Raw genomic sequence first — 26,117 nt, 5'->3', positions numbered from 1 at the left:
AGGGACGGGCGCCGGATACGCTGGAGACATGACCGTCCGCCGCCTCGATCACGAGCAGTGGATGGGCCGCGCGCTGGACGAGGCGCACGCCGCTCTGAACACCGACGATGTTCCCATCGGCGCGGTGATCATCGGGCCCGACGGCGGCCTCCTCGCCGTCGGACGCAATGAACGGGAAGCCTTCGGCGATCCCACGGCTCACGCCGAAGTGGTGGCGATCCGCGCTGCGGCGAGGGCCCTGCGTGAGCGCGCAGCCGCCGTCGGCGATTCTCCCGACGGCTGGCGCCTGGAGGACTGCACCCTGGTGGTGACCCTGGAACCATGCGCGATGTGCGCCGGGGCGATCGTGCTCAGCCGGATCCCCCGCGTGGTCTTCGGCGCCTGGGACGAGAAGGCCGGCGCGGCCGGTTCGGTGTTCGACATCCTCCGGGAACGGCGCCTCAACCATTGGGTCGAGGTGTTCCCCGGCGTGCGTGAGGCCGAGTGCGCCACGCTCTTGCGAGAGTTCTTCTCAGCTCACCGCGGCTGAATCGGCACCACTTCCCCGCTACCGCACCCGGCCCCCTGCCTCAGCGCATCCAGGGCGGCATCCTCGCACCCTCGGGAATATTAGTTTGACTAAGCAACATTCGAGATATATAGTTTCCATAAGCAATCATTAGGAGGATCGGATGCCAGTCGAGGCTGATACCGCCCGGGCGCTCCTTCGAGGTGTGGTCGATCTGCAGCGGGCTTTGCGCTGCCTTTCCCACGACTCGCTGGTCCCCGGCACCAGCACGGCCCTGCTCGGGGTGCTCCACATGGTCACCGAACACGGTGGGCGTGCGGTGGACATCGCGCAGAAGCTGGGGGTCAGCTCCCCCGTGCTGAGCCGACATCTGGCCGAGCTTGAGGAACGCGGGTTCATCTCCCGCGAGCAGGACCCCACGGACCGTCGCGCCCACCTGCTGAAGGTCACGCCCCTCGGCCAGGAACAAATGGCACTGGCGGAGGACGAACGAGTCCAAGCCCTCCTGGGTCTCCTGGACGAGTGGACCCAGGAGAAGGCCCTGGGCTGCCAGTCCTCGCTCACCGATCTCACCGAGGCTCTGCGCACGTTCCGGCGCCGGAGCCTCGCACATGCCACCACCGAAGCAGGAGTCTGATACGTGAATCCCCCCACAGCGGCTCAGCCCATGAGCCACCGGCAGATCATGGAGGCTTTCACAGGCCTCCTTGCCGCGTTCTTCACAGCGATCGTGTCCAGCACGATCGTGTCGAACGCACTGCCCACCATCATTTCCGACCTCAAAGGCACCCAGACGGACTTCGCCTGGGTCATCACGGCGTCGATGCTGGCCAGCGCGGTCACCACGCCGATCTGGGGCAAGCTGGCCGATCTCTTCGACAAGAAGCTCCTCGTTCAGCTGTCCATCGTCATCTTCGTGGCCGGCTCCGTCGTCGCCGGCCTCTCCCCTGACATCAGCATGCTGCTGACCGCCCGGGTGATCCAGGGCATCGGCATGGGCGGTCTGATCGCCCTGTCCCAGGCCATCATGGGCGTCATGATCGCACCCCGTGAGCGCGGCAAGTACTCCGGCTACCTGGGTGCCGTCCTGGCGGTCGGCACGGCCGGCGGTCCGCTGCTCGGCGGCCTGATCGTGGACCACTGGGGCTGGCGCTGGACCTTCTACGTCTGCGTGCCGCTGGCCATCATCGCCCTGATCCTGCTTCAGATCACCCTGAAACTGCCGCAGGTCCGCCGCAAGGCCCGGATCGACTGGCTCGGCACTATCCTGCTGAGCGCCTCCGTCTCCACCCTGCTGATCTGGGTCTCCTTCGCCGGTAACCCGGACTACTACGACTGGTGGTCCTGGCAGACCGCGGTCATGGTAGGCGGCTCGGTCGTCGGCCTGCTGCTGTTCATCCTGGTTGAGACGAAGGTCTCCGAGCCGATCATCCCCCTGAAGATCATCTCCAACCGCACCACCGCCCTCAGCATCGTGGCTTCCGTCGCCATCGGTGTCGCGATGTTCGGTTCCTCCTCCTTCATCGGCCAGTACTTCCAGGTGGCCCGCGGCGCGACGCCCACCGAAGCCGGCCTGCTGACGCTCCCCATGATCTTCACCAACCTGGTGGGCTCCACGGTGGCCGGGCAGCTGATCTCCCGTTTCGGCAGGTGGAAGGGCTACCTCGTGGCCGGCACCATCCTCACCGCCGCCGGCATGCTCCTCCTCGGCACGATCGACCACGAGACGGACTTCTGGATCACCGGCATCTACATGGCGGTCCTCGGTCTCGGCCTCGGCATGACCATGCAGAACCTGGTGCTCGCAGTGCAGAACACGGTGGCTCCGCGGGACATCGGGTCCGCGAGCGCCTCAGTGGCGTTCTTCCGCACCGTCGGCGGCGCGATCGGCGTCTCCGTGCTGGGTGCCGTGCTGGGCAACCGGTCCTCGGATCTGATCAAGCAGGGCTTCATCGATCACCACATCCAGGTCCCGCCGGGATCCGGGGCGTCGAGCACCAGCTTGGACGTCAAGGACATGCCGGGCCCGATCGCGAGCATCGTCAAGGCCGCCTACGGCGACGCCTCGGCTCAGATCTTCCTCATCGCCGGCGTGGTCGCCATCGTCGCCATCCTGGCCGTGCTCTTCATCAAGGAGGTGCCGCTGCGTAAGACGGTCGAGATGGTCGCCTCCAAGACGACGGAAACCCCTGTTGAGGACACGACGACGGCGACTCTGGACGCGATCGCCGCTCCGGCCGGTGCCGTGGCGCTGGAGGAGGCGGAGGACGCCCGCCGGGCTGGCGAAGAGTCAGCCGCCGAAGCGACCGGGCAAGGTCTGGATCCGCGAGCAGCCGAACCGCTGCAGACTGAGCCTCAGCCGGTCGATTCCCGCCTGGCGGGGCTTCTTGACCGCCAGAACCATCGTGCGGAGTCGGCGGCTCATGGAGCGCTGCAAGGCAGCCTCGATTCCGAGCTGCGACTGCTGCTGGCCGAACGTGACGACGAGTTCCAGGAAGCGGTGGCTTCAGCGGGCAACGATCTGGCATCGACGCTCGCGGCTGTGCAGCAGACCCAGGCGACCCTGGCCCGGCAGCAGGAGCAGATCTCCCGCCTGGCCGAACGCGTCAACGCCCAGTTGCTCGCACAGATTCAGGTCTCGGAGCAGCAGACGGCTTCGGTGGCCGAGCTCAGCCGCTTGCAGGCGGAGCTCGACGCCGAGCGGCAGCTCCAGAAGGAGGCCGCGCTCTATCTGGCCACCCGGGGGCGGCACAGCGCGAGCTGATCGGCAGGCACACCCGAACGCGCAGTCACACTCAAGCGCAGGGCCCGGCACTTCGGTGCCGGGCCCCGCCGCGTTCGATGGCTTGATCAGATTTGGGGCCGGCGGTCGTGTTCGGGACCGCGTTCAGCTGACTGCTTTCAGACAGCCGCCCGGGCAACCGTCTCGGAACAGCCGTGTTCGGTTGACCCGTTTCAGACGACGCCGCTGGTGCCGAGAAGGGCGCCGATGGCGAAGGTCGCGGCAAGGGCTATCGCCCCGCCCAGCACATTGCGCAGGGTTCCCCGTCGTTTGGAGCTGCCGCCGATGCGCGCGCTGACGGTCCCGGTGAGGACCAGAGCCGCCAGAACGGCAAGGAAGGTGACGGGGATCTTGGCCGGGGACGGGACGAGGAGGATGACCAGGAACGGCAGAATGCCACCGCAGAGGAACGCGACCGCCGAGGCGAAGGCGGCATGCCACGGGCTCACCACGTCGTCCGGGTCAATGCCGATCTCCGCTTCCAGATGGGCGCGCAGCGCATCGTGTTCGGTCAGTTCCACGGCCACCTTTCGCGCCGTGTCCGGTGAGATGCCCCGAGCCTCGTACAAGGCGGCGAGTTCGTCGAGTTCCTCCTCGGGCATGGTGGCGAGCTCGTGGCGCTCCTTGGCGATCAAGGCGTGCTCACTGTCCCGCTGGCTGCTGACCGAGACGTACTCCCCCACGGCCATCGAGAAGGCTCCACCGACCAGGGCCGCCGTGCCGGCCGTGAGGATCGGCGCGGTACCGGCTCCCGCACCGGCGACACCGACCACGACCGCCGCAACCGAGATGATCCCGTCATTGGCACCGAGCACCCCGGCGCGGAGCCAATTGAGTCGCTGTGAGAGCCCGCCCTGATGCGGTTCATGTCCGGAAGCGTGGATGTTCGGCATTTCGCTCATGAGCGCAGTAAAGCAGAAGCGGCCACGATCCCATAGCCTTTCCCCTCAGGTCTCGCCCCGGCCACTTGACCTGCACCGTACTGCCCTGTCCTAGCGCCGTCCTAGCCCCGGCCGGCGAGTGCGTTCAGATGGTCGATCCGTTTCCGGCGGCCTTTGGGGGAATCGAGGCTGTTGCTCCTGAAGTCGCCGAGGTCCTCCGCGATCCACTCGCCGGTGCGTGCGATCTCCGCACGGGCTGCGTCCTCCTGAGCTTGTTCCAGATCCGGGAACAACCAGGCGGCGATCCGTCCGGCGTCAGGGTCGAAATGCCAGAGGCCGATGATCTGTCCTCGGTCGACTACCGGATGGTCGTCCAGGTCCGCAGACAGGGCCGAGCCGCCCCGGAGGATCTCGTCGGCGATCGCCGGGTCCGCGATGAGCTCGGGCGCGTTGCGGCGCAGGAGCACGAGTGCGTCGCTGTTGGCCAGCAGACGGACTCGCGGCGTCGCCTCCGGACGGAAGGCCGCCAAAGCCTCGACATCCTCGGCGAGCATCCAACGCTGAGTTCCCTCCGCCGTCGTCAGCTCCAGTGCGCCGATGGCTGCGAGTGCTTTCTTGCTCTGGGCGACGGTGAATCCGCTGAACCATTGGCTCTCTTTGAGGCTCGCCCCGCCCGTCCAGGAGAGGTGCAGGCGGAGCAGCTTCGTCCGGGCACCGTCCTCGTCCAGCTCGCTGAGTGGCAGATCCCAGTTCGTGTAACCGAATCGCTGCTGGTCCAAGCGCCCGCTCGGCGGCACCCGGCGGATGCGCCCTTCCCGTTGCAGCATCCCGAGTGTGGCCGGCAGGGTGGTCGATGCCCCCTTCTTCCGTCCCTCCTCACCGAGGCTCCGGACTTTCTCGCCGAGCACCTCACGAAGCTGCTGCGGATCCAAAGGGACTGCGCTGCCGTCCAGAGCAGTCACCACGTCCTCGGCCAGGGCGTCGATCTCCGTGGCCTCGACCCCCAGCTTCTCCAGGACCCTCAATTCCCCCGCTCCGCTGTCGCGGCCGGATTGCAATGCGAGTGCGAAGTGCTCCCGGCCGAGAACATATGCGCAGCCGCGCGCGGAGGGCAGCTCGTGGATCCGAAGCTCTTGGAGAGCCACATCCGCCTCTTGCCGCCGGATGCCCGCCCGGCTGAACAGGGTCAGATACGGATTGCCTCCACCGACCGAGCGAGCCCAGCCGTAGCGGCTGAAGACCTCCTCGGGCGCGAGACCTTCAGCGGCGCCGTCCAGACCCTGCCGATGCCAGGACCAGGCGGCCAGGAGTTCGGGGGTGAGGTGGTCTGCGGGAAGGGCTGGAATCCTGCTCATGCCCTCATTCTGCCCCGGTTCGAACCGGCAAGGACAGAAGTCAGAAGGGTATGTGGAGAACCCTCGCCTGCACCTTGTGGGCTGCCCGGCCGTCCCGATTGGGCGGTGCCGTCCCGCTACGGTAAAGTAGTCAACCGTTGGTGACGTGTCCGAGCGGCCGAAGGTGCAACACTCGAAATGTTGTTTGGTGTAACAGCCAACGTGGGTTCAAATCCCACCGTCACCGCCGAGTAGCAAGGCCCCTGCTTCCCTTTGTTTATAGGGGAGGCAGGGGCCTTTGCTTTGCCCGGCATCAGCCTTTGGGCATTATTTGGGCACAATCTTCTGAGACACGGCGTGATCAAGCGCTATGGCAACGGCGTCGAGGTCGTCGTCGAACAGGTCCGCGTACACGTCCAACGTCATCGCCGCCGACGCGTGGCCAAGCATTTTCTGGACAGCCTTGACGTTCGCCCCTGCCGATACAGCCAGGCTCGCCGCAGTGTGCCGCAAGTCGTGCGGAGTGATGCGAGGTACCCCGGACCGGAGGACGGCCCCGTAGAACCAAGACTTGTTGTCGTCGCTCACCCTTGGGAGTCGGAGATGGTTTCCGTGTTCGTTGCAGAACACCAGATCGTCGGGTCCCTTGTTTTCGCACTGGCGCGCTAGAAGTGGACTGAGAAAGGCCGGGAACGGCACGGTGCGGGCCTTGTGCCCCTTCGGTGTTCCGAGTTCAATCGCGCCCCCTACATCGACGGCGTTCTCCTCGACCCGGATACGTCGACGCAGCATGTCCAGGTGCTTCACCCGCAGCGCTGACGCTTCACCCGCAGCGCTGACGCTTCACCCCAGCGAAGACCGCAGTACGCCAGTAGGAGCACGAGGGCCGGGTACTTGGAAGCCCCCGCCAGGTCATGTGCCTGCGCATGGTTGAGATAGACGTGCGGCTTCTTCACTTTCCTAGGCAGGTTTACGCCGCGAGCAGGGTTGGTCAGGATACGCCTGTCGTCCACTGCATCATCGAGGATCGAGGCGAGTACACCGTAGGCCCGAATGACCCCCGTTGCCCCCAGTGGTTTCCTAGGGCTTTCGCCAAGCGCTGGCCCTCTACCGGCCCCAAGGTCAACCACCCACTGCTGCACTTGCGTCTTACGAATGTCCTTGACCGCCGTGTAACCCCACACTGGCTTCACATGTAGTCGCCAAGCCGACTCCACCACGCGGTACGCAGATGGTTTCAGGTGCGCTTGACGTCCGAGCCATTCCACCCCGAGGTCCGCGACCGTTCCGCGCGCAGCCGCTGGACTGACGAACTCGCCGCTGGCTTGCTGGACCGTGACCTTCGCTGCGAACTCTCCCGCCGCCTTTTTGGTCACGAACCCGCGCTTCTTCGTTAGCGGCCGGCCTGGTTTTGCCAGGTCCCTGTACCTGACCATGTACCGCAGCCCCTTAGCGGTCTCGTAGGACTCAATCGACGCCACGGCAGTTCCCAATGTGCGTCCGCAGCTCGTCTAGAAGCTGCCGCGTAATTCGACCCCTAGCTTGGGCTGTCATTCCATTCTGAGACCGCGCCTCACGCTCTGCCGTGAGGGATCTACCCCACAGAGCGGCCGCAGCGCCCAGCAACTCGGAGCTAGTGATTCCTAGCGAACGAGCAGCTTTGTCTTCAGCGACCCCCGCAGAACTAGCGACTTCATCCCAAAGCTCGAAGTCATCCGGGCCACCGAATTTCGTGTACTCAGCCAAGGACGATTTGTACTTGTCGGCGAAGCTCAGAATGCCCTCCTGAACCTTTGCCTTTATCTCCGGAAAGATGGAAAGGTCCGTCGTCATGGGTTCCCCACGCAGGAAGTCCTCAAGTGCTGTCTGCTCCACGTGGGTTTCCCCGTTCAGACGGAGATCTTCGGGTCCGATCACCAGGTCAACAAGGCGTACGCCGCGCTCGCGGTTGCTCAGGCAGTTTGCTAGACCGATCATTTCGGCGAGGGACACCGGCTTCGCCCCCCGTTCAAGTTCAGAAACTCGCGACGGCGTCCAGGTAAACCCCAGAATCCGCATGCGCCTGGCAAGCTGCTCGCCCGTCAGGCCTCGATCAGCTCTGAGCTTCTTGACGTTCTCGCCGATGCGCTCTCTAAATTCCATGAGCCTCACGTTATCAGGAATACGGTTAGTTGACATCCTGTGAAGTGACCCGCTAGTCTCATCTCAGGTTCACAAGGAACCGGATTCTTGAAACTCTCTGAGAGGAGCCTTGATGGAAGAGGAGCTTCTGACTGCTACGGATCTCGCGCAGTGGTTGGGGAAGAGCGTGCAGGCGCTCGCACAGGATCGGTACCGAGGCGTCGGACCGTCATTCGTTCGCATCGGGCCGCGCACAATCCGCTACCGCCGCAGCGACGTTGAGAACTGGCTACAGGCAAACGTCCACCAGGCGGGGAGCTTCGCATGACGATCTCCCCGAGCACAGAAAAGGCCGCCGCGTCGTATCCGACCAAGAACACCGCGACGGCCATCACCGAATCAACCCATATCAAGGAGTTCGATATGACCCAGTGTAACCAGAACCGCACGATCAAGGCACCAAAGGGGTTCACCCAAGGCGCTGACGAGTTCGCGCCTGACGGACTGGCCGGGGTGTGGACCAGCCCCCGACGATTCACCAATGACGGGTACGTCATCGAAACCTCGTGGCTTCCCGAGTCAGGGTTCGAGTACGAGGTCTACCGCCGGCCCGGCCACGACGGATACTCGATGAACCTCGATGGTGTTCGTGACCTCCGGGACGCCCTGACCGAGCTGCTCGATGAAGCGGCCGCACAGCAGGGGGACGACAGGTGAGCGCCCTCGCACAGCGTTCACCCAATGCCTTGCCCACCCACGATTTCAACCCAGTCATCCACCACAGGGTGCTGCACCGTGATATCGCATGGTCCGTTGCAACCGGCGGCGCTATCACCGCGCTCTGCGGGATCATCTTCGCAGTCAGCCCAACTATGACCGGCACTGAATCGAACGGAACAGTCACCCTCTGCCCCCTATGCGAGACAGTTATGGGCAGTCTCCCCGATAGAGGTGCGTCATGAGCGATCTTCCTGACAACTTCATCGTCACGGACGACAACGGCGTCCCGTCGTTCAGCATGGACATGGTCGAGTTGGGCCAGCACGCCAGCCGGTTAGCCTCCCAGCTCTTCGCCAAAGCGGGCGACGAGGAGGCGGTGATGCGGATCGTCCTTGCTGAGACCAACACCAACCCGCCGGTCTACAACGTCTCTCTCCTCGCGTCGGTCCTTCAAAGCTCTGTCGCGGTCATCGATTCGCTCTTGATGGTCTGCGAGACGCAGAACCCCGGCGCTGGACTCCGGGACAAGCTCATCGAACTCATGGGGGCCACCTGATGGAAGCCCTCGCGATCACCATGATTGTCGCCGTCGCTACCTGGGCTCTCCGGGAACACGACCAGCGCTTCGGAGCCGGACGGCGTTGACCACCACGCGGCCCCGTCACCACCGTCACCAAGGCGGGGCCGCACACCCACACCACCATTCGGGAACCACCACAGCAACGGACTGCCCACCACGGGCACGAACGAACGGTGCTTTCTTGACACACCCACTTACCGAATCCGAGTGGCAACCCATGACCCCAGGCGAACTGGCCGCGTACCGCGCCGGCCACGCCGCGGGGTGGGCCTCCGGCTACACCGCCGGATCGTTCGACGAATGGGAACGCTGCTGTACCGAACACACCACGGAGCACGGATTGATCGAAGCCGCTGCACGGCGCTTTCTGACCCTAACCACTGACGACTTCCACCGAGAGGAGGGCGCACGATGACCGAAACAAAGACCGATTCGACCACATCGGACGGTTCGTCCGGTTCAGATAGGGGTGGTGCGTTGACCCCTTCCAGTGCGGCCAGTTCGCTCAGTTCGACCGCTTCGACCGGTTCAATTCTCGGGGAGGTTCTGAACCGGACGAGGGAATGGTTCGGTACTTACATCCGCGTAGCAGACGACCTCGACTTGGACCTCCTAGCCCTCTGGACCGTCCACACCCACCTCGCCGCAGTGTCGTACTCCACGCCCCGCTTGCAGATCGACTCCGCCATGCCCGGCGCTGGAAAGACCACAGTCCTTGAGCACCTGAACCGACTGGCCTACGAACCAGTTCAGGCCGCCTCGGTCAGCTCCCCAGCCCTCCTGGCCCGGCTCGTCGCCGGAGGAATCAGAACCATCCTCATCGACGAAGTGGACCGGTCGCTCAACCCGAAAAAACCCGGCGTGGAGGATCTGATCGCGATCATCAACTCCGGTTACAAGAAAGGCGCAACCCGCCCGGTCCTCGTCCCTGTCCAAGGCGGCAACTGGGACGTGAAGGAGATGAGCACCTACTCCCCTGTAGCAATGGCCGGTAACTCCCCGCAGCTCCCGGACGATACCCGGTCACGATGCATCCGTGTGCTCCTGATCCCCGACTTCAAGGGCGAGGCATCCGAATCCGACTGGGAGGTGATCGAACCGGATGCGTTTGATCTGGCCGAGACGATCCGGCAGGCCGTCGAACAGGTCAGCGACGACGTACGCACTGCGCGGCCCGCGTTGCCGGAGAAGTGCGTTGGCCGGATGAAAGAGAAGTGGAACCCCCTACGACGCATTGCCGAAGTGGCAGGTGGTGACTGGCCCGCCATGTGCGACGTGCTGATTGAACGAGACATCGAGGAAACCGAAATGGAAAGAGAAGAAGGACTTGCCAAGCTCCCGCCCGCAGTAATCCTCCTCAAAGACCTGTCCGAGGTCTGGGGCGACACGGACTTCCGGAAAACTACATCACTGGTCACCGAGCTTGCCTTGCACAACCCGGAGATGTGGGGAATGAACAGCGCTTACGGCAAAGCCCTCACAACACAGCGGATGGGGCGGATGCTCATGCAGGCCTACAAGATCAACTCCGTCAAGCTCCCAGACGGCGACCGGCCACGGGGATACCGGAGGACGGCCTTCACGCAGCTCTGGGACCAGTTCGACCTTGAGCCCTCCAAGGAAACCGGACGAACCGGACCAAGCGTCCGAACCGACCGGAGAGAAGGTGCCGCATGAACCAGGCTCTGGAACTTCAAGCAGTCACGCTCGCGAAGACCTGGACGAAAGCGGACCTCGCCCGGCTCGCTGTCCGGCACCAAGACCGGGCCTACTACCTCCACCTAGAGAACAGGGCCCTGAAAGCCCGCCTCGCCCTCTACGAAAAACGAGAACGCGCCCCAGACCCGCGAACCCATGTAGAGCCCCACCGCCCCACACACGGCCTCCACAGCGCCGACGGCGAACCAGACACCACCAACCTCTAAACCCTCAGGACCACCACATGATCACCTCACGCACCCGCCCCTTCACCACCCGCATCGAGTACTACCAGCGACAGCGAGACGAAGCGGCCGCAACCAGCCTCAGCCCAGGGAACATCACCCGCCCCGACCGAAGCACCGAACCCGGCATCGTCATCCTCACCGGCAACTACCCCCGCATCGTCCTCACCCTCGAACAGGCCTGGCAATTCGCCCAAGCCCTCGCCGACCTCCTCGACACCATGCCCCAGGAAGGAACCAACCCGTGATCCGCATCGAAACCGAAACCGGCACCCACTACCTCGACGCCGACCCAGCAGACGTGAACACCATCGGCCAGACCCTCACCGTCACCGTCAAAGGCACCGTGATCGCCAAATTCCGCAAATGGGTCAGCTACTCCGAAACCACCCAGACCACCGACCGATAGGACCAAACCATGTACTTCCGCATCAGCGACAACACCCACACCAACGACTCCGACATCGCCCTGTTCACCCGCGCCGTCCGACTCCTGAAACTCACCGCCGAACCCTTCACCCCCACACCCATCAACGTCACCCCGCCGGCCAGCACCGACGAACTCACCGAAGCGATCCTCACCGCAACCGAGGCAGGCAAAGACCCCGCCGCCGACAAAGAAGTACAGCGCCTACTCACCAGCAAACTCATGCACGAACACAGCCACATCAACAACACCATCCAAGTCCGGGAATCCCGGCAGCACATGGAACACCTACTCGCCCAAGCCCCCAACCTCCTCTCGCAGATCACCCACACCTTCACCCAGTGCATCGACACCATGCGCGCACAGATCCCAGTCCTCGGACACGCCGACCTGACACAGGCACTCAACACCGCACGACCCGACCTCATCGAAGCCGGAGCAGCAGCACTACAGGCATCCACCACAGCGAACAGGATCATCACCGAAACCCAGTGGATCCGCCGCGCACTCACCCACGACACCAGCCGCTACGAACTCCTCTGGTACTGCAAGCCCACCAACGAACAGTTCAAAGAACACAACATCGGCGGCCACACAGGCCTCAACCGATACAACCGAAACCACAACATTTGGGACCTTCTCAATGACGGTATCGAAGTTGAGATCACCACCGACCCCGACGAATACGCCGAACGCGTCACACAGGCCACCACCACCCCCACAACAACCGACCCCACACAGCTCCGAGCAGCAGAAAACACCAAGGCATGGGCGCGCACCTGGGCACGCTAACAGCACCCAACGGTGGGTACGCACTGGATGCGTACCCACCCCAAGGGGGTACCCGGTCCCCCGTGGCGTCAAAGTCGCTCTCGCGGCATAGCGATCCGTCTCCGGCTCCCTGAAATGATCGGCCCTTGAACTGGGCTCTTACCGGCCCTGATGGGCCAGAAAGGCGGGTAAATCATGAGAATGCCTACCGGTTTGTCCGGCCCTGGAAAAGCCCTGTGGAAGGCCGTGACGGCTGATTTTGAGCTGGCTGACCATGAGGCCGCGCAGCTCGCGGAGGCCTGTCATGTGCGGGACACCATCGAGGCGCTGCGGGCGGAGGTGAAGGCGTCGGGGACGATGATTCCCAGTTCTCAGGGCATGCGCTTGCACCCGGCTATTGCGGAGATACGTGCTCAGCAGTTGGCTTTGGCCCGGCTCCTCGCGACCTTGGCTGTGCCGGGCCTGGAAGAGGACGACTTGCCGAAGTCGAGGGGTGTCCGGGGCGTTTACTCGCCGAACTATCGAGGGTTGAGGAGCGTGCCCAATGGTTAGGCGTAAACGTCCCGAGCCGCCGGATGGTTTCGACTTCACCGGCTTCCCGACGTTCGTTGAGGACCCGTCTTTGGACTATGAGGCCAGTAAGGAGGCAGTGGCGGCCTGGTACCGGGAGTTCGACGCTTGGGACACTGCCCGCTTCCAGTGGTACACCGATCAGGGTCTCTACCCGCCCCACCACGGCCTGACCTTACCGGGGATGCCCTGGGACCCGGAGATCGACCCTGTATGAAACCTAGTAGGGCACCACACAGCGTGGTGCCCTACTAGGCATCAACAAGCCAGTCCATCGTCAAGTTCTGGGGGTCCGAGTTATCGCATCGGTTGTTGCTGCACCTGAACGGGACCTTCTCGAAGACGGTGGAGTCGTCTGCCAGTGTGGTCACGTCGACGTTTCGGTAAATCGGCACACTGCCGCACTCGCTACACACCAAAGCCATGACTTCCCCCTTCACTGGGCCTATTGCCTCAGATGCTACGCCACGACCCACTGCCTCAGGTGTTTGCCGGTGTCGGTTTTCCGACACGATCTGTGCAGGTCGGATTTGAAATCCGACGTACACAGCCACCTCTCATTTCAAATGAGGGATGCGACAGCTCACGTTTGAAACGCGACTTGGCTACAGCATCACACATATGCGGCCCGGCGCCTTTCCGTGTCAGACCCTCATGAGACTCTTGCGGTCGTGTCAGTGCCCCGCCGTGATCGCCTCTACCTGAAGCCCCAGCGTACGCGGCACGCCTGGATCCTGGACAACGACGAGCCCGGCACTCAGCCCCTCCAGGTCCTCATCGTGGAATGGCGCAGGCCGGCGATAAGCTCAGACGCCAACTGTCCGCTAGACGATATGATCCAGTCAGCGTTCTAACGGTTTGGATTGGGGAGCCTTGGGAGAGATACGTTCAGTCGAAGATGCCACCGAAATCCAGGCACTCAGAAACATCCTCAGCGCCTTCAAACTATCGGCGGCTATGCATGAGTCCTTTGTTGAAGGTGCTGAGCCAGCACCTGGATCTCAATTTGAAGCCGACGACTCAGTTACGTCGCCCTTGCCCATGTCCTACTACATCCGAGCGCAAATTGAAGGATCCTTCCAGGCTCTTGACGCCCTCCGACTGATGATGGTCACGGAGACGAACCTCGAGGTGCAAGTGCTTGTGGGTCCAGTCGGCCCGTACACCTTGCTACGTCAGGCGCTCGATGGCCTCGCGCTAGGGCTTTGGATTATCCAGCCACAGAACCAGAAGCTCCGCATTCGTCGGCTTCTTCTAGCGGAGAAGGAAGAAGCCATTAAGTCGCGAGACTGCCTCAAGGAACTCGGATTCCCACACGGCCAGCAATTTGCTCACAGGACGCAGGTGATTTCTGAGATCCAGGCGGGTGCAGGCATCCATGGCAGTCTAGGCAGGCTCGAATCGACAACGAACATACTGAAGGCCCTCAGCATGTACACGGACCCGGCAGGGATGTCTTGGCTCGGAGCATGGCAGCTCTGTAGTGGCCTAGCCCACAACAAAAGATGGGCACTGCTGGCTGCTCACGACAAGGACCATCTGCTTAACACCGCAGATGGCATGGGTTCCGAATACGAAATGACGATCAGCTACACCATGCTGTCTGGCTTCCTCGCGGTCACAGTCGCCTTCATGCGGTGCGCGATCGAACGTTACCGAGAACTCGCCTCCGCACCCAATCACTTCAAGCCATCGTCGTTGAGCTTTGGCATCTCACCGGATCTGAGCTGCTAGGCTCCTTGACTTTGCGGCCCGCAAAGATCGGGCAAGACGCCACACAAGGTCTGTACCTGGCCCACCGACGGTCCTACATGTCAGTTTCATTCCTGGGCATTATTTGGGCACAATCCAGTGAGATTGGGCGTGATCTTCTGTCATCTGCTGGCATAAAAAACCCCATGATTCCGCGAATTTTCCAGCCTACCGAGACCGGGCGGGAGAGTTCAAATCCCACCGTCACCGCCAGCTGAAACCCCCGCGGTTCCCTTGAAAACACAGGGATCGCGGGGGTTTCTTCATGCCTGGGCTCGTCGATCCGACTACAAAGCGACTATAGAAATACTGGACTACTGGTTCCAGAAGCGATCTGGCACCGAATCCATGTCAGTGGCTATGAGTAACCTGATAGCGAGTTCCAATGCGGTCGGTGGCGATCGCAGCTCGCACACTTGGGGAGGCCACATTGGCTGAGAAGAAGACCGTTTTCGTCGCGTTCGCCATCGAGGACGAGCGCCAACGAGATTTCCTGAAAGGCCAGGCCCTCGGGCCGCGCTCTCCGTACGAGTTCATCGACATGTCGGTCAAGGAGGCGTATGAGTCGGGCTGGAAGGACAAAGTTCGAACCCGCATCCGCCGTTCCCATGGCGTGATTGCGCTGGTCAGCAAGAACTCCCTGTACTCGGAAGGCCAGAAGTGGGAGATTCAGTGCGCCAAGGAGGAAGGCAAGCCGGTTCTGGGCATCTGGGCGTATTCGGCTGACAGAACCGCTCTGAGCGGCGTCCGCACGGTGGTGTGGAGCGACAGCAATATCGCCGGTTTCATCGACTCCCTCTGAGGGGCAGACCATGCGGAAAGCGCTCATCGTGGGGATCGACTACTACGAGCGTTTCAGTTCTCTCCAAGGTGCAGTAAACGACGCGTATGAGGTCCGGAACGTTCTGGAACGCCATGCCAGTAGCAGAGTGAACTTTGCTCAGCCGAACCTCCTTGTCGCGGCCGATCAGGATTCGAGGATCACACGGACGGCACTCCGTGAGGCGGTCGAAGAACTGTTCAAGGACGATGCCGAGATTTCCCTGTTCTACTTCTCTGGGCACGGGTACCTCGACGGCGTCGGCGGCTACCTCTGCGCGAGCGACTGCGCTAGCGGGCACGACGGGCTCTCGCTGTCCGAAGTCATGGTGCTGGCGAATAAGTCTCCTGCGAAGAACAAGGTCATCATCCTCGACTGCTGCCACAGCGGATTCGCTGGTAGCAGCGCGACAGCGACACCCATCTCCGAGCTCAGGGAGGGGGTGACCATCCTGACTGCGTCCACGGCCGACCAATACGCCATGGAGACTGGCGGATCCGGGGTGTTCACCACGTTGCTCGTGGACGCCTTGAACGGAGCGGCAGCCAATCTCGTGGGCGATGTGACTCCGGGTAGCGTCTACGCCCATATCGACCAGTCCCTAGGGCCGTGGGCGCAGCGTCCTGTGTTCAAGACGAACGTGAAGAACTTCGTCTCCCTCAGAGAAGCCGAAGCGCCCATCGACGAAATCCAGTTGAGGAAGCTCACGCAGCTCTTCGCGGACAAGACTAGGGAACTCCAGCTCGATCCGTCTTATGAGCCAGAGCGCACGGGATACGAAGACGAGAGCGTGCCGGGGCCAGATCCGGCACGGAATGCGGACTTCGCGGTGCTCCAGGCCATGGAGAGCGTGAATTTGGTCCGGCCGGTGGGCGCGCCACACATGTGGCATGCCGCGATGGAGTCGAAGTCATGCGAGCTCACAGCTTTGGGACAGCACTACTGGGGGCTCGTGAAGCAGGACCTCATCTGATGGTTTCGCCTTCCCGAGTCCGTGAAATCTTGGAGAGCGACAGCAGCGTTGAGCTCTTGGCGGCGATCGAACACGAGCGTTGGGCGCACTGGCAACAGTATGTCCACGACCAGTGCGAGCGTCAGGACGACGGTTCTCTCGTTATCCCCGCAGACCTCGTGCGCCGTTGGCAGGAGCAAATTGAGACGCCGTACTCCGGTCTGTCTGACGAAGAGCAGGAAAGCGATCGAGAACAGGTGCGCAAGTTCCTGCCTGCCATTGTCGAGATGATCGACTGACAGCCGAAACACAAAAGGGATGCCCTCCAGCCATTGGTCGGAGGGCATCCCTTCATACAGGTCGCCGCTACCTCGTCAGCTCGTCGAAGAGCTCGTCCGGCAGCGTCTTGATGTAGGCGACCCGGGCGCGGATCGCCGCTTCGAGATTGGCCAGTGACAGATTCGCAGACGGCTCGACATAGGAATCGCTGCCCGCCTCCGCAGTGAGCAGGGCCACCGCGTCATAATTTCCTTCCTTGACCATGCGGTCGAAGAAGATCCTGTACCGCTCGATGTAAGACGCTCCGGTGAAGACCGGGTCAGCTGGGAACGGCATGCCCTTGGGCACGGCGACGGGTGAGAGCGACTTCGGCGCGCGCTCGACAAGCATGACGAATCCGAACCAGGGCTTGAGGTGACCGAACAGTCCTCGCTCTGCAGCCATCTGAGAGTCAGCCGCGAGTCCGAGCGCCTCTTCGGTCCGGTTGTTGAAGTTGTTACCGAACGACGGCCCTCGCTGCGATTTGAACTCCATGGCAGCGATCAGCGAGCCGCGGTAGAGCACCAGCAGGTCCCAGTTCTTGGCCGGTCTGAAGTATGCCGGCAGGTTGTTGTGGCCCGTGGTCCGGACTTCGAGGGTGATGTCAGGTTCGTCGCGCCAGAGCGAGGCCACTACTTCCTGCATGGCGTCCATCTGCTTACCACCCGTCACCGCCGCGCGGTTACCGGTGTCCTTGACCCCCGAGGCTTCGCCCTGCTTCGCGGCCTGAAGATTCAGACCCTCCCAATAGCCGAGGACAGCTGCCCTCCAGGTGTCAGACGGAGTAAGGCTCCCCATTTATGCTCTCCTTGAATGTTGATCAAATACTGCCCGCGGGCAAGCCGTAGGCAGCTTCAGCTGCCCGAGTGGCCGCATCACGGTCGCTGGTCCGGAATGCATCTCTGAGACGGTCCGACACTTCCTGCGGAATGGTCTCAGGTCGAGGCACAGTGATCTTCCGCAAGTACTGCGCTTGGAAACGCAACGTCCCTCCTCGCATCTTGACGCCGTAGGCGCTCACGAACGCTTCGGCGATCTTGGACAGCAGGAGGCCACCGAGAACTTCCAGGTCCCAGGATTCCGACGTCACGTAGTACAAGTTGTGGTGCGGGTAGTAGCCACCTGGCTCCAGCACCGGTGTGATCTGTGCCTTCATGTCCTGCAGCAGCAGCTTCGGACGCTCGGCAAGGCCCGGATAGACCTTGTCGATCGTACGATGCCAGGTCAATGGATTCTTCTTGGCCACGAAGCGCTTCTTCACATCCTCGTGGGCCCCGAGGACCGCAGCGAACTTCGGATACGCCTCCAAGTCGATCAACCGCCCCTCGCCGTCCCACGGGTTCAGCAGGACCTTTGCCGGCTCTTTCAGGTACCCCGCGCGAATGTCATCGGCCATCACCACCGGCATCAGACGGTCCGCTTCGACGTCAACGTCGGCGTCCTTTGCGACGATGTAGGCCTTGTCAGCGCCGGTGGCGACGCCGATGCTGATCTTCGTCACTCCGTCTGATTCAAGAGTCGGGAACTCCTCTTGGAGACGTTCCAGCAGCTTGATCATGTGTGGGCTGCCGGCTGGCCAGAAGTCGTCGGTCTCGAACCAGTTGGGCAGACGCGCACCTTCCCAACCTGAGCCGCGAGCCTCGTCGGCGTCACCCTGCACGAACGCGAGAGCTTCCTTCGCTGACTGCCCGTCGAAATCACGCGTTGTGTCGATGAAGGTGGCGCTCCCCTGCGGGGAATTGGTCAGCACAGTGATCGCCGGGTAAGCCGAGACCTCGGCCTCGAATGCATCGACGTCGTGCATCTGCCAGACGGTGTCCACCGAATAGCCGGAGACGACGAAGCCACGAAGGTACCGTCCGTACTGATTCCTCATCCAACGGTCGGCGCAGATGAAACCAAGCTTGCCTCCCTCAGCGAGGAGTGAGAGGGATCGCTCGTAGAAGCCGATGTAGATGTCCGCACGCCCTCGCATCGTGCGCCACGTGGCGCGGTACGCGGCCTCGATCTCGTCGTCCAGATCCTCGGTACGGATGTACGGAGGATTGCCGACGACGAAGTCAGCACCGGTTGGGACCGGATCAAGCAGGTAGTCGCCGCGGTGCAGCCATGCGCCCACGAGATCGAAGGCCTCGTCGCTGTTCGCTCCGGCGGCAATGAGCATCTCGAATGTTTTCGCACGGCAGGCTTCGACGTGATTCTGCTGGAGGTCGAGACCAAAGAGGCAGTCGCGAAGCTCCGTGAACCCGACGCCGCGGGCCTGAGAGGACTGAATCAAGCGTTCGAGAACAGGGATAAAGAACGCCCCGGACCCGATCGAAGGTTCCACGAGCTTCATGCTGGCAAGGTCTCTGTCCGCCGTGTAGCCGACAAGGTCGAGGATCGATTCGACGACCCAGCGGCGGGTGAAGACCTCGCCGTACTCAACCTGGTCAGGAGCCGCTACCGCCATGAATTCCTCTCGTTGTTGTCCAGAAGGGGCGTACCAAAAGATTACCGGGGACCATTCACCATCCCGGCTCGTCGTCACCCCAGTACGGCGTCTCATCATCAAAGTCGTCGAACACCAGCGGGGTAAATCCACCCGGGGCCTCAGATGACAAGCATGCGACGCAGCCGGGGAGCCCGAGCTCGACGCTTCTCAGGATAAGGTCCCGGTTGTGTCCGGTGTGCCAATCGCCGGTTACCGGATCCGGTCCGGGGACGGTCCCGCACCAGCCGACCAGGTCGTTCGCCTCGCCGTTCGGGAACAGGTGGTGGACAACTTCGCGCGTGGCAGTGCTCATGCGGTCATGATGCCACCGCCCTCTGACAAGAAAGGTCAGCGCAGATCGGCAACGGGGTCGACGACCGAGTGGATGCCGTGCTCCGGGCAGACGAATGCGATGCGGACGCCGAGCCCGTCCACGCCAGCGCTCGGGTCCGAATGGCAGTCCCGGCCGCACTCGGAACACGTTCGATAGGACTGATCGCGACAGACCAGCGAGTCGAAGTCCTCCCACTCCACCACCGTTTGCCTGCCTTACCCGTCTCCCACGATCGTGAACCCTGTGGCCGTGTACTTGGGCTTCGGTTCTCCTACCGGTCCCGACTCTTCGGTGACTGTGACATCAATGGTGATCGCGAGGCCAGTTCGGAGTGTCTCAGTGTCGGCAACCGGGATCTGCTTGGCATCGATCCTGACCTGTTCGCCGTCAACCTCGATTGACCACGGGCCGACCTCGCTCACCGTGCGGAGGATCCCCCGTATTACTGTCGGCTCTCGTTCCAGCTCCCGCGATGCAATGAGTTCGCTGATGCGGACCAGGTCAGCAGTGCTCAGAGAGGAACGTAGGCGCGGCTGACGTGGCTGCGTCCACGTCAGATCCGGCTCAAATCCTGACTTCACCAGTCCGACAGAGAAATCTCTGAGCGTCGTGGCCACCCTCGGACCAAAGGTCTGGATCCTGGACAAGAATGCGCTAGCGTCCGCGTCTGGGCCGATTTGCCGGCCATCGTCGAGCAGCGAGAACGCATCCTTTACCGCGGTGTCAACAAGCTGGGTGTTTTCATCTCCGAAGAGTCCTGCTTGACCGTTCGGCGCGATCTCGTCCGCCGGAGACATCGCCGGAATGATCTGCAGCACAAGGCTGCCTGGCAACGGCGAACCATTGAGGCTGAGCTTCGTCTTCGCGACCACGTCGGAGGGCGGCTTTCCTTGAAGGGAGATGTGCCCGTTCGCGGCAAGGCCTGTGGCCAGGACGAGGCGCTGGAAGTTGCGCAGAGCATCGGCGATGCCGTCGAGGGCAGCGGAGTGGCCGGTGATCCCGGAACCGGTCAGACGAAGCGAACCCGTGGAAATGTCTCGTCGTAGCGCCCCATTCTCCGCGTGGAATGCCTGGATGCTCATGCGGGCGAGATCGTCAGAGTCCAGCCACTCAGCGGGGACAAGAGTCCCTTGTCTATATGCGTCCCAGTCAAATGCCATGGAAGCCGTCCAGTGTTACCTCGAAGTAGCCTCGCCGCGGCAGAGCGTCGGCTCGTTGAGGTGCCATGCCCTTTTCGCCATTACGCTTGCGCATCCAAAAATCATCCCAATAGCCACGCTGCTGAACATAGGCGAGATGCTCAGATGTCGGCCCGCGGTCCGCCCCCGGATAGACATGCCACTGGCAGAAATGAGTGTCAACTCTAAGCCCAGTCTCCTCGCGAATTTTGTTGAGGGCGAACTTCTGCAAGATGATTCGCGCCTTTGGGTCGACTACCTTGTTCACGAGCACGTCCTCGCACCAGTAGACGAGGTCGATGTCGTCCGGGTCCATCTTGTCCGTGAGGAAGCTACCACCGATCCACACACAGACCACGGGAACAATCGAGCGGATCCCGCCGGTCGCCGACTCGAAGTGGTCCCAGATCTCAGCACGGGTCGTCGACTGCGCGAACCGCGGGTCGTCGACATAGCGCTCCTTGATGTGCTCGAGTGATGCGCCGAACCGGCCCAACGGCAGAAGGCCGGTCTGACCGTCGAGTGCTGGCAGCACCATCCCCACCCCCTGGACCCCAAAGCCAATTGGGCACAAGTATGCCTCACGCGTGAGTGCTCGCACAGAGCTAGCCGTTTGTCGCTTACAACCCCAGGACTCGCGCAGTGGTGTCCCACATGGCCTCTGCCGGCCTTGCATAGGCGGCCGTGGTTCCAGGCGAGCGTGGCGCAATGTCCGTGCGAGCTTCAGCACGTCCGCACCGTTCTCGGCCGCCGTGGTTGCGTAGCCCGCGCGCGATGTGAAGATCCTGCGCAAGGTGTCCAAGCCACGGGCGTATCTCACGGTTCCCCAGATCGAGCTGCTGGCAGAGTGCTCGAAGTACCCGGCGGTGATCCTCTTCCTGGCCTACACCGGCCTGCGCTGGGGCGAAGCAACGGGCCTGCAGATCAAGCACATCGACCGGATCCACCGGCGCGGCAATGACGCTGGACACATACGCCGGCCTCTTCCCGGAGGACCTGGACGCCGTGGCCGTCGCTCTCGACCGCCAGCGTGCGGCCGACCTGTCCGACTACAATCCGACTGCCGTCTAGTCGAGAGATGCTGTGAGCTCATGTGAGATTACGTGGCAAAAACCGCGTAACTTCAACGATCTATGCAGCCCTTCCACCACCCGCCTGCCATGGGAAATGGGTTCAAATCCCACCGTCACCGCTAGCGCGAAGGCCCTGAGAACCTTGATAAATCAAGGTTCTCAGGGCCTTCGTCGTTTCACGGAAAGTCTGTTCGTCGCCGTACCCGGAGTACTTGCTTCAGGCGGCGTTTCGCCGGTGCTGACTCCGTTCGGGCATTACCGGAGTTCGCTTTCCACCAGACGGTTTCCTGACCGGACGAGATAGCGTTTTTCGCCTTTCATCTGCAACGCTGGCCCACGGGGCGTCGGATGGCGTGGATCGCCCCCGTCTGTGAGCCCGTCGAACATGTACAGATTGACGCCATAACGATCAAGCGTGTCGAGTACGTCCTCCTTGGCCCTGCGCAGCGTCGCGTGCTTCAGTCCTCCCCAAGCACCGAGCACCTCTGTGACTCCAAAGCGGACCATCACCTGCTCGATCGCAGCACAGTTCGCAGCGGATAGCTCCGGATCGTACGGCGACAGCTGCGAAGAGTCTGTGGCCCGTTCTGGATATAGGTTCAGAACGAGCCAGCCAGGATGACCATTGTCGATACTCGCCTGGATCAACCTGTTTACTGTTTTATCGGCCTGATCACGACTCGCGTATGAGGGGTTCATGCAGATGGCGACGAGTGGAGGGGCAGCGGCAGATGCGTGCGCCACATTACCGAGGGCGAACCGATGGGTTTGTTCCTCGGGGAGCGGGCAACAGAAGTCCGGCTCATGTCCGGGCGGGTAGAGCATGCGGCGGCGAGAGACATTACCCCCTCGAACCACCCTCGCCTTAGGCCCTCCCTTCGTGTCGTCGCGCTCCTGTAGGACGGCGACGACGTCTAGGCCAAGTTCGGACGCCATGTCGAAGACGGGACGTAGAACGGCCGACCGACCGGCTTCGATATCGCTCAGCTGGGAACGGGAAATGCCCACATGGTCGGCGAACTCGGCTTCGGACAACCCGAGTTCACGTCGACGGGACCGAAAGTGTGCCCCGAGGCGTTCCATCGCGTTCATGACCCGACCTCGCTCCATATTAATCTCGACACACCATGAATCCTCATGGAACTTGTCTCGATTTTGATACAGCACACCTCACATACTGAAAACTTCCCCGGAGCCAGTAACGATCACTCGGTCCGGCCTCGGGAAGCTTCATCAAGCCTGCGAGCTCACACCTTGGACTTGCGGTACCCGGCGTTGCGGGCCGCGGCCTCCGTCGAGAAGCAGAGTTCCGGCGTCGTCTTGGCGTAGTAACGCTGGCCGGGCAGGTGGTAGATCTTGCTCGGCTTGTTGCCCTTGATCGGCGCCCAGGACGGGCAGTTCCACTTGCTGACCGGGCCGGTCACCGAAGGCCGGGCCACGACGCGCACGTACTTCTGGGCGGTGGCACTGGCCTTCAGGCTTCCTGCGGACACCAGGCGGATGGACCATTTCCCGGACACGGACGCACTGAAGCTCGTCCGGATCAGACCCTTGGCGTTGCTGTTCACAGTGCGGACCGCGGCGTTGGGCTTGGCGCCGTCCGGATCGAAGTAGATCACGGCCTTCACGGTGCCGGTGTTGGCCCAGGCACGGCCGTTCAGCCGTTGAGCCTGTCCCTGCACGGTGATGGCGTTGCCCCGATAGACCGTGGCCGGCCCCGCGGAGAACGCTGCGATACGGGTGGTGACGGTGGCCGCCGCATCGGCCGGAGCCGCCGCGACGAGTGCGACGAGGACGGCGGCGAGCGCCGTCAGGGCAGCGACGACGGCGCGCCCCATGACTTTAATGGGCACAGGTGTTTCCCCCATGGATTCATTCCGGCCAGGCCGGTGTGCGAGTGATGCTTCATCATAGTCAGCAGGCGCACGGAAAGGGCGCCTGGATCGCTCCCGGCGCCCTTCCTCACGTGTTCATAACTATTCGCCGAACAGCCCTTCTCCCACGAAACCGTCGGGAGCACAGCCCGGCGGCACCGCGAAGACCGCGGAACCGATCGGCGTCGTCCACTGGTTCAGCAGGTCCAGCTCGTCCAGCCGCTTCTGGATCGGCACGAACTGCCGGTCCACATCCGCCTGAAAGGAGGCGAAGAGCAGACCCGATTCGGAGACCCCGGCTCCCGCGGGAGGGGCGTCGTAATTGAACGCCCGGCGGAAGATCCGCTGAGACGGGTCGTCGGGGCGCGCCCTGCGGAGGTGGGAGAAGTCCGCGATCACCGGGAAGCCCACCTGGTTCAGCGCCGTGAAATCCGGTTCATCGTGCTCCTCGGTACCGGTCAGAGGAGCCCCGTTGGCAAGTTTGCGACCCACCGACTCCTCCCGCCCGGAACGGTCCAGTTCGTCCCAGGTGTCCAGGTTCATGCTGATCCGGCGCAGGACCAGGGACGTCCCGTCCTTCACCCAGGGCCGGATCCGCTCGTCCCCGTACACCACCGTCTCGAACCCCTCCGTCCCGGGAGCCGGATTGGACGTGCCGTCCACCTGTCCGAAGAGATTGCGCATGGTGGTCCCGCTCTGCTCCGTGCCATAAGCCCGGCGGAAACCCTGTTGCACCCAGCGCACCGTCGCGAAGCTCCGGCTGTCCTTGAGCAGCATGCGCTGAGCGTGTGCCAGCGTCAGCGGGTCGTCCGCGCAGATCTGCAGGAGCAGGTCGCCGTCGCTGAACTCCGGTCGGAGACGGTCGATGCCGAACGCCGGCAACGCCCTCAACCAGGCCGGAGCCTGGGCGGGAGCCGCGATGCGGAACAGCCCGGGCCCGAAGCCGAAGGTCACGGTCAGCCGCGCCGGACGGACCGCCAGTTCGGCCTCGGTGTCGGCCAGGGCGGGTCTGCCTTGCGTCAATCGCGCGGCGTCCTGGGTGAGGAGCCGCAGCAGCGAACGGACCCGGGCACGGCTCGTCCCCGCCTTGAGATCCAACGCCACGAACACGCCGTGCGCCTGGGCGGCCGTCCCGACCCCGGCCTGCCGCGCGCCATGAAAAGGCACCGTCTCGGCTCCGCGGGCGCCGTCGTCGTCCAGTGCTGCAGCGGGCGCCGACGACGGCGCGCTGCTGGCCAGCTGCACCCCTGCGGCCGCGATCGCACCCACTCCGGCGGCGGCACCTCCCAGCAGAAGGTGCCGCCGCTGCATTCCGGAACGGGGCTTCGCCCCGGGCTGGACGGGCGAGTCGCTCACTTGCCCGCGGGGGTCGTGGGCGTGCCGTGACCGGAATGGTCTCCGTGTCCGGGCGCGTAATTCTCCTTCGCCCCTGAGAAGTCCTTCACCTGTGCCGTGAAGGAGAGGACCTCACCGTCCGAGGTCTTCAACTCGAACGGGATCTCGTCCCCCGCCTGGTACGCCTTGTTCAGCTTCATCAGCATGATGTGGTTCCCCCCGGGCTCAAGCGTCAGCGCACCGCCCGCCGGGATGGTGAAACCGCCCTCTTTGGCGCGCATCTGCATCCCGCCGTTGGCGGACATGACGGTCTCGTGCAGTTCGGCCATCGCAGAGGCCGGCGTGGCGACACTCACCACCGTGAGCTCCTTGCCGGAGGAATTCTTCACCACCCCGAACGCGGCTGTCATGCCGGACGGCGCTGCCTTGACCCAGGGTTCGCTGATCGACAGGGCGCTTGCGGCCTGGGTGGTGGAGCCGGCGTCCGCCGTGCTCGGTGGTGTGCAGGCCGACAGCGCGAGAAGGGCTGCGCTGGCTGCGGAGATGATGAATGCGTTGGTCTTCTTGGTCATGATGACTCCTTGCTCGGCCTTCCGCGCCGATGGCGTCCGGAAGGCGGAATGTTTGTTTGTCAGGCGTTGCGGCGCAGTCGGCGCGCAACGCTCACGGCGAGATAGAGGCCGAGTCCCAGCAGGCCTCCGGCACCGGCTGCGATGAGCCAGCCGGGTACCGGCGCGGCAACGCTCTCCGCAGCGGCACCGTCGGCGGACGGGCTGTCCGGAGCGGCGCTCGCAGCGTCCTCTGGTACAGGGATGGTTCCGGCTTGGGCCTTCGCTCCGACGAGGAAGGTGTAGCTGCCGTTGATCGGGTGTCCATCGCTCGAAACCACCCGCCAGCGCACCTGGTACTCGCCCTCGGGGAGGCCGGCACTCAGCGGCTGGGTGATGGTCTCGCGGGCCAGGACCGGACGGCCCTCCGCCCAATTCTTCGAGGCGGCGTCCACCACCCGGACCTCATAGCCGAGGTCCAGCAGTGCCGCACTGAAGCTGACCGAGACGGACGACGGCGTCGCCGCCAGCCGCTCGCCGTCGGACGGTGCCGAGGAGACCAGCTGGTCGTGGGCAGCTGCCCGCTGCGCACCGGAGATCAGAGCGAGGAGACACAGCACCAGCACGGCCAAGGGCCCGCGGAGACGCCGGGCGAGCGTTCGCCGCGGGGATGGATCGGTGGTGAAAGGGGAATGCATGATGAAAGTGGTCATGACTGCTTCCCGCCCTCGGGACGCAGGGCGCCCCTGAGGGCGTAGGTGTGAAGGGTGAGGGCGCGGAAAGGCCCACGCTGATGTCCCCGGCCAGGAAGGGCGGGAGGTCA

32 protein-coding genes and 1 tRNA gene are annotated in these 26,117 nt (G+C 63.2%); 17 read left to right on the top strand and 16 right to left on the bottom strand.

The window, feature by feature from the left end; genetic code table 11:
- The first annotated feature begins 28 nt into the window (after positions 1–28).
- From ACIPXZ_RS14875 to ACIPXZ_RS14865, 3 genes are all read left to right on the top strand, one after another.
- Positions 29–529 (top strand): nucleoside deaminase, encoded by a 501-nt coding sequence (locus ACIPXZ_RS14875; RefSeq protein WP_400595659.1) that lies wholly within the window; start codon positions 29–31, stop codon positions 527–529.
- Between the two features lie 142 nt (positions 530–671).
- Positions 672–1,145 (top strand): MarR family winged helix-turn-helix transcriptional regulator, encoded by a 474-nt coding sequence (locus ACIPXZ_RS14870; protein WP_400595657.1) that lies wholly within the window; start codon positions 672–674, stop codon positions 1,143–1,145.
- A gap of 30 nt (positions 1,146–1,175) precedes the next feature.
- Positions 1,176–3,272: a DHA2 family efflux MFS transporter permease subunit gene (locus ACIPXZ_RS14865; protein ID WP_400595707.1), complete on the top strand. Its 2,097-nt coding sequence runs from the start codon at positions 1,176–1,178 to the stop codon at positions 3,270–3,272.
- Positions 3,273–3,463: 191 nt separating this feature from the next.
- Here the strand turns inward: ACIPXZ_RS14865 and ACIPXZ_RS14860 are convergent, their stop codons facing one another.
- Both ACIPXZ_RS14860 and ACIPXZ_RS14855 read right to left on the bottom strand, forming a co-directional pair.
- Positions 3,464–4,192, bottom strand: coding sequence for a VIT family protein (locus ACIPXZ_RS14860; RefSeq protein ID WP_400595655.1), 729 nt, complete (start codon positions 4,190–4,192; stop codon positions 3,464–3,466).
- A gap of 101 nt (positions 4,193–4,293) precedes the next feature.
- The gene (locus ACIPXZ_RS14855) at positions 4,294–5,526 is read right to left on the bottom strand and encodes a DNA glycosylase AlkZ-like family protein (protein ID WP_400595653.1); all 1,233 of its coding nucleotides are present in this window, start codon (positions 5,524–5,526) and stop codon (positions 4,294–4,296) included.
- A gap of 139 nt (positions 5,527–5,665) precedes the next feature.
- Here ACIPXZ_RS14855 and ACIPXZ_RS14850 point away from each other — a divergent pair.
- Positions 5,666–5,752, top strand: a tRNA-Ser gene (locus tag ACIPXZ_RS14850).
- Between the two features lie 80 nt (positions 5,753–5,832).
- On the opposite strand, the gene ACIPXZ_RS14845 is transcribed toward ACIPXZ_RS14850, so the two are convergent.
- From ACIPXZ_RS14845 to ACIPXZ_RS14835, 3 genes are all read right to left on the bottom strand, one after another.
- On the bottom strand, positions 5,833–6,297 hold the full coding sequence (locus ACIPXZ_RS14845; RefSeq protein WP_400595651.1) for a tyrosine-type recombinase/integrase: 465 nt from the start codon (positions 6,295–6,297) through the stop codon (positions 5,833–5,835).
- An 11-nt stretch (positions 6,298–6,308) separates the two neighbouring features.
- Positions 6,309–6,881 (bottom strand): hypothetical protein, encoded by a 573-nt coding sequence (locus tag ACIPXZ_RS14840; RefSeq protein WP_400595649.1) that lies wholly within the window; start codon positions 6,879–6,881, stop codon positions 6,309–6,311.
- A 91-nt stretch (positions 6,882–6,972) separates the two neighbouring features.
- A complete protein-coding gene (locus ACIPXZ_RS14835; protein WP_400595647.1) occupies positions 6,973–7,647 on the bottom strand; it encodes a helix-turn-helix domain-containing protein in 675 nt (224 codons plus the stop codon).
- A gap of 303 nt (positions 7,648–7,950) precedes the next feature.
- Between ACIPXZ_RS14835 and ACIPXZ_RS14830 the strand changes: the two genes are divergently transcribed.
- From ACIPXZ_RS14830 to ACIPXZ_RS14770, 13 genes are all read left to right on the top strand, one after another.
- Positions 7,951–8,343 (top strand): hypothetical protein, encoded by a 393-nt coding sequence (locus ACIPXZ_RS14830; protein WP_400595645.1) that lies wholly within the window; start codon positions 7,951–7,953, stop codon positions 8,341–8,343.
- A 241-nt stretch (positions 8,344–8,584) separates the two neighbouring features.
- Positions 8,585–8,902: a hypothetical protein gene (locus ACIPXZ_RS14825; protein WP_400595643.1), complete on the top strand. Its 318-nt coding sequence runs from the start codon at positions 8,585–8,587 to the stop codon at positions 8,900–8,902.
- A 435-nt stretch (positions 8,903–9,337) separates the two neighbouring features.
- Complete coding sequence (locus tag ACIPXZ_RS14820; RefSeq protein ID WP_400595641.1) at positions 9,338–10,603, top strand: DUF3631 domain-containing protein; 1,266 nt, start codon at positions 9,338–9,340, stop codon at positions 10,601–10,603.
- Positions 10,600–10,851, top strand: coding sequence for a hypothetical protein (locus ACIPXZ_RS14815; RefSeq protein WP_400595639.1), 252 nt, complete (start codon positions 10,600–10,602; stop codon positions 10,849–10,851). The genes ACIPXZ_RS14820 and ACIPXZ_RS14815 overlap by 4 nt, the downstream gene beginning before the upstream one ends.
- 17 nt (positions 10,852–10,868) lie before the next feature.
- A complete protein-coding gene (locus ACIPXZ_RS14810) occupies positions 10,869–11,117 on the top strand; it encodes a hypothetical protein (protein WP_400595637.1) in 249 nt (82 codons plus the stop codon).
- A complete protein-coding gene (locus tag ACIPXZ_RS14805; protein ID WP_400595635.1) occupies positions 11,114–11,278 on the top strand; it encodes a hypothetical protein in 165 nt (54 codons plus the stop codon). The genes ACIPXZ_RS14810 and ACIPXZ_RS14805 overlap by 4 nt, the downstream gene beginning before the upstream one ends.
- 9 nt (positions 11,279–11,287) lie before the next feature.
- A complete protein-coding gene (locus ACIPXZ_RS14800; RefSeq protein ID WP_400595633.1) occupies positions 11,288–12,088 on the top strand; it encodes a hypothetical protein in 801 nt (266 codons plus the stop codon).
- A gap of 174 nt (positions 12,089–12,262) precedes the next feature.
- Positions 12,263–12,619: a hypothetical protein gene (locus ACIPXZ_RS14795; protein ID WP_400595631.1), complete on the top strand. Its 357-nt coding sequence runs from the start codon at positions 12,263–12,265 to the stop codon at positions 12,617–12,619.
- Positions 12,612–12,854, top strand: coding sequence for a hypothetical protein (locus tag ACIPXZ_RS14790; RefSeq protein WP_400595629.1), 243 nt, complete (start codon positions 12,612–12,614; stop codon positions 12,852–12,854). The genes ACIPXZ_RS14795 and ACIPXZ_RS14790 overlap by 8 nt, the downstream gene beginning before the upstream one ends.
- Positions 12,855–13,510: 656 nt before the next feature.
- Positions 13,511–14,371 (top strand): hypothetical protein, encoded by an 861-nt coding sequence (locus ACIPXZ_RS14785; protein ID WP_400595627.1) that lies wholly within the window; start codon positions 13,511–13,513, stop codon positions 14,369–14,371.
- 448 nt (positions 14,372–14,819) lie between these two features.
- Entirely contained in the window at positions 14,820–15,191 is a 372-nt protein-coding gene (locus ACIPXZ_RS14780; RefSeq protein WP_400595625.1) for a TIR domain-containing protein, read from the top strand.
- A 10-nt stretch (positions 15,192–15,201) separates the two neighbouring features.
- Positions 15,202–16,182: a caspase domain-containing protein gene (locus tag ACIPXZ_RS14775; RefSeq protein ID WP_400595623.1), complete on the top strand. Its 981-nt coding sequence runs from the start codon at positions 15,202–15,204 to the stop codon at positions 16,180–16,182.
- On the top strand, positions 16,182–16,460 hold the full coding sequence (locus tag ACIPXZ_RS14770) for a hypothetical protein (protein ID WP_400595621.1): 279 nt from the start codon (positions 16,182–16,184) through the stop codon (positions 16,458–16,460). Before ACIPXZ_RS14775 ends, ACIPXZ_RS14770 begins: the two co-directional genes overlap by 1 nt.
- A gap of 67 nt (positions 16,461–16,527) precedes the next feature.
- On the opposite strand, the gene ACIPXZ_RS14765 is transcribed toward ACIPXZ_RS14770, so the two are convergent.
- The 11 genes from ACIPXZ_RS14765 to ACIPXZ_RS14715 all read right to left on the bottom strand — a co-directional run bounded on the left by ACIPXZ_RS14765 (position 16,528) and on the right by ACIPXZ_RS14715 (position 26,007).
- On the bottom strand, positions 16,528–17,277 hold the full coding sequence (locus ACIPXZ_RS14765) for a PaeR7I family type II restriction endonuclease (protein WP_400595619.1): 750 nt from the start codon (positions 17,275–17,277) through the stop codon (positions 16,528–16,530).
- A gap of 22 nt (positions 17,278–17,299) precedes the next feature.
- Positions 17,300–18,931, bottom strand: a complete 1,632-nt coding sequence (locus tag ACIPXZ_RS14760; protein WP_400595617.1) for an Eco57I restriction-modification methylase domain-containing protein — start codon at positions 18,929–18,931, stop codon at positions 17,300–17,302.
- A 55-nt stretch (positions 18,932–18,986) separates the two neighbouring features.
- Positions 18,987–19,265 carry a hypothetical protein gene (locus tag ACIPXZ_RS14755; protein ID WP_400595615.1) on the bottom strand — a complete coding sequence of 93 codons (279 nt, stop codon included), beginning with the start codon at positions 19,263–19,265 and terminating at the stop codon, positions 18,987–18,989.
- A 35-nt stretch (positions 19,266–19,300) separates the two neighbouring features.
- Positions 19,301–19,489, bottom strand: coding sequence for a hypothetical protein (locus tag ACIPXZ_RS14750; RefSeq protein WP_400595613.1), 189 nt, complete (start codon positions 19,487–19,489; stop codon positions 19,301–19,303).
- 12 nt (positions 19,490–19,501) lie between these two features.
- The gene (locus ACIPXZ_RS14745) at positions 19,502–20,368 is read right to left on the bottom strand and encodes a hypothetical protein (protein WP_400595611.1); all 867 of its coding nucleotides are present in this window, start codon (positions 20,366–20,368) and stop codon (positions 19,502–19,504) included.
- A gap of 67 nt (positions 20,369–20,435) precedes the next feature.
- Positions 20,436–21,002 carry a DUF6932 family protein gene (locus ACIPXZ_RS14740; protein WP_400595609.1) on the bottom strand — a complete coding sequence of 189 codons (567 nt, stop codon included), beginning with the start codon at positions 21,000–21,002 and terminating at the stop codon, positions 20,436–20,438.
- A gap of 790 nt (positions 21,003–21,792) precedes the next feature.
- The gene (locus tag ACIPXZ_RS14735; RefSeq protein ID WP_400595607.1) at positions 21,793–22,629 is read right to left on the bottom strand and encodes a DUF1643 domain-containing protein; all 837 of its coding nucleotides are present in this window, start codon (positions 22,627–22,629) and stop codon (positions 21,793–21,795) included.
- Between the two features lie 155 nt (positions 22,630–22,784).
- The gene (locus tag ACIPXZ_RS14730; protein WP_400595605.1) at positions 22,785–23,405 is read right to left on the bottom strand and encodes a hypothetical protein; all 621 of its coding nucleotides are present in this window, start codon (positions 23,403–23,405) and stop codon (positions 22,785–22,787) included.
- A 108-nt stretch (positions 23,406–23,513) separates the two neighbouring features.
- Positions 23,514–24,722, bottom strand: a complete 1,209-nt coding sequence (locus ACIPXZ_RS14725) for a Dyp-type peroxidase (RefSeq protein ID WP_400595705.1) — start codon at positions 24,720–24,722, stop codon at positions 23,514–23,516.
- A 41-nt stretch (positions 24,723–24,763) separates the two neighbouring features.
- A complete protein-coding gene (locus ACIPXZ_RS14720) occupies positions 24,764–25,318 on the bottom strand; it encodes a copper chaperone PCu(A)C (RefSeq protein ID WP_400595603.1) in 555 nt (184 codons plus the stop codon).
- Positions 25,319–25,377: 59 nt separating this feature from the next.
- The gene (locus ACIPXZ_RS14715; RefSeq protein ID WP_400595601.1) at positions 25,378–26,007 is read right to left on the bottom strand and encodes a copper resistance protein CopC; all 630 of its coding nucleotides are present in this window, start codon (positions 26,005–26,007) and stop codon (positions 25,378–25,380) included.
- Positions 26,008–26,117 lie beyond the last annotated feature (110 nt).

Source organism: Arthrobacter sp. NPDC090010 (assembly GCF_044748305.1).
In the GTDB taxonomy this organism is placed as follows: domain Bacteria; phylum Actinomycetota; class Actinomycetes; order Actinomycetales; family Micrococcaceae; genus Arthrobacter_E.
This window is presented reverse-complemented; position numbering and strand designations above follow the sequence as displayed.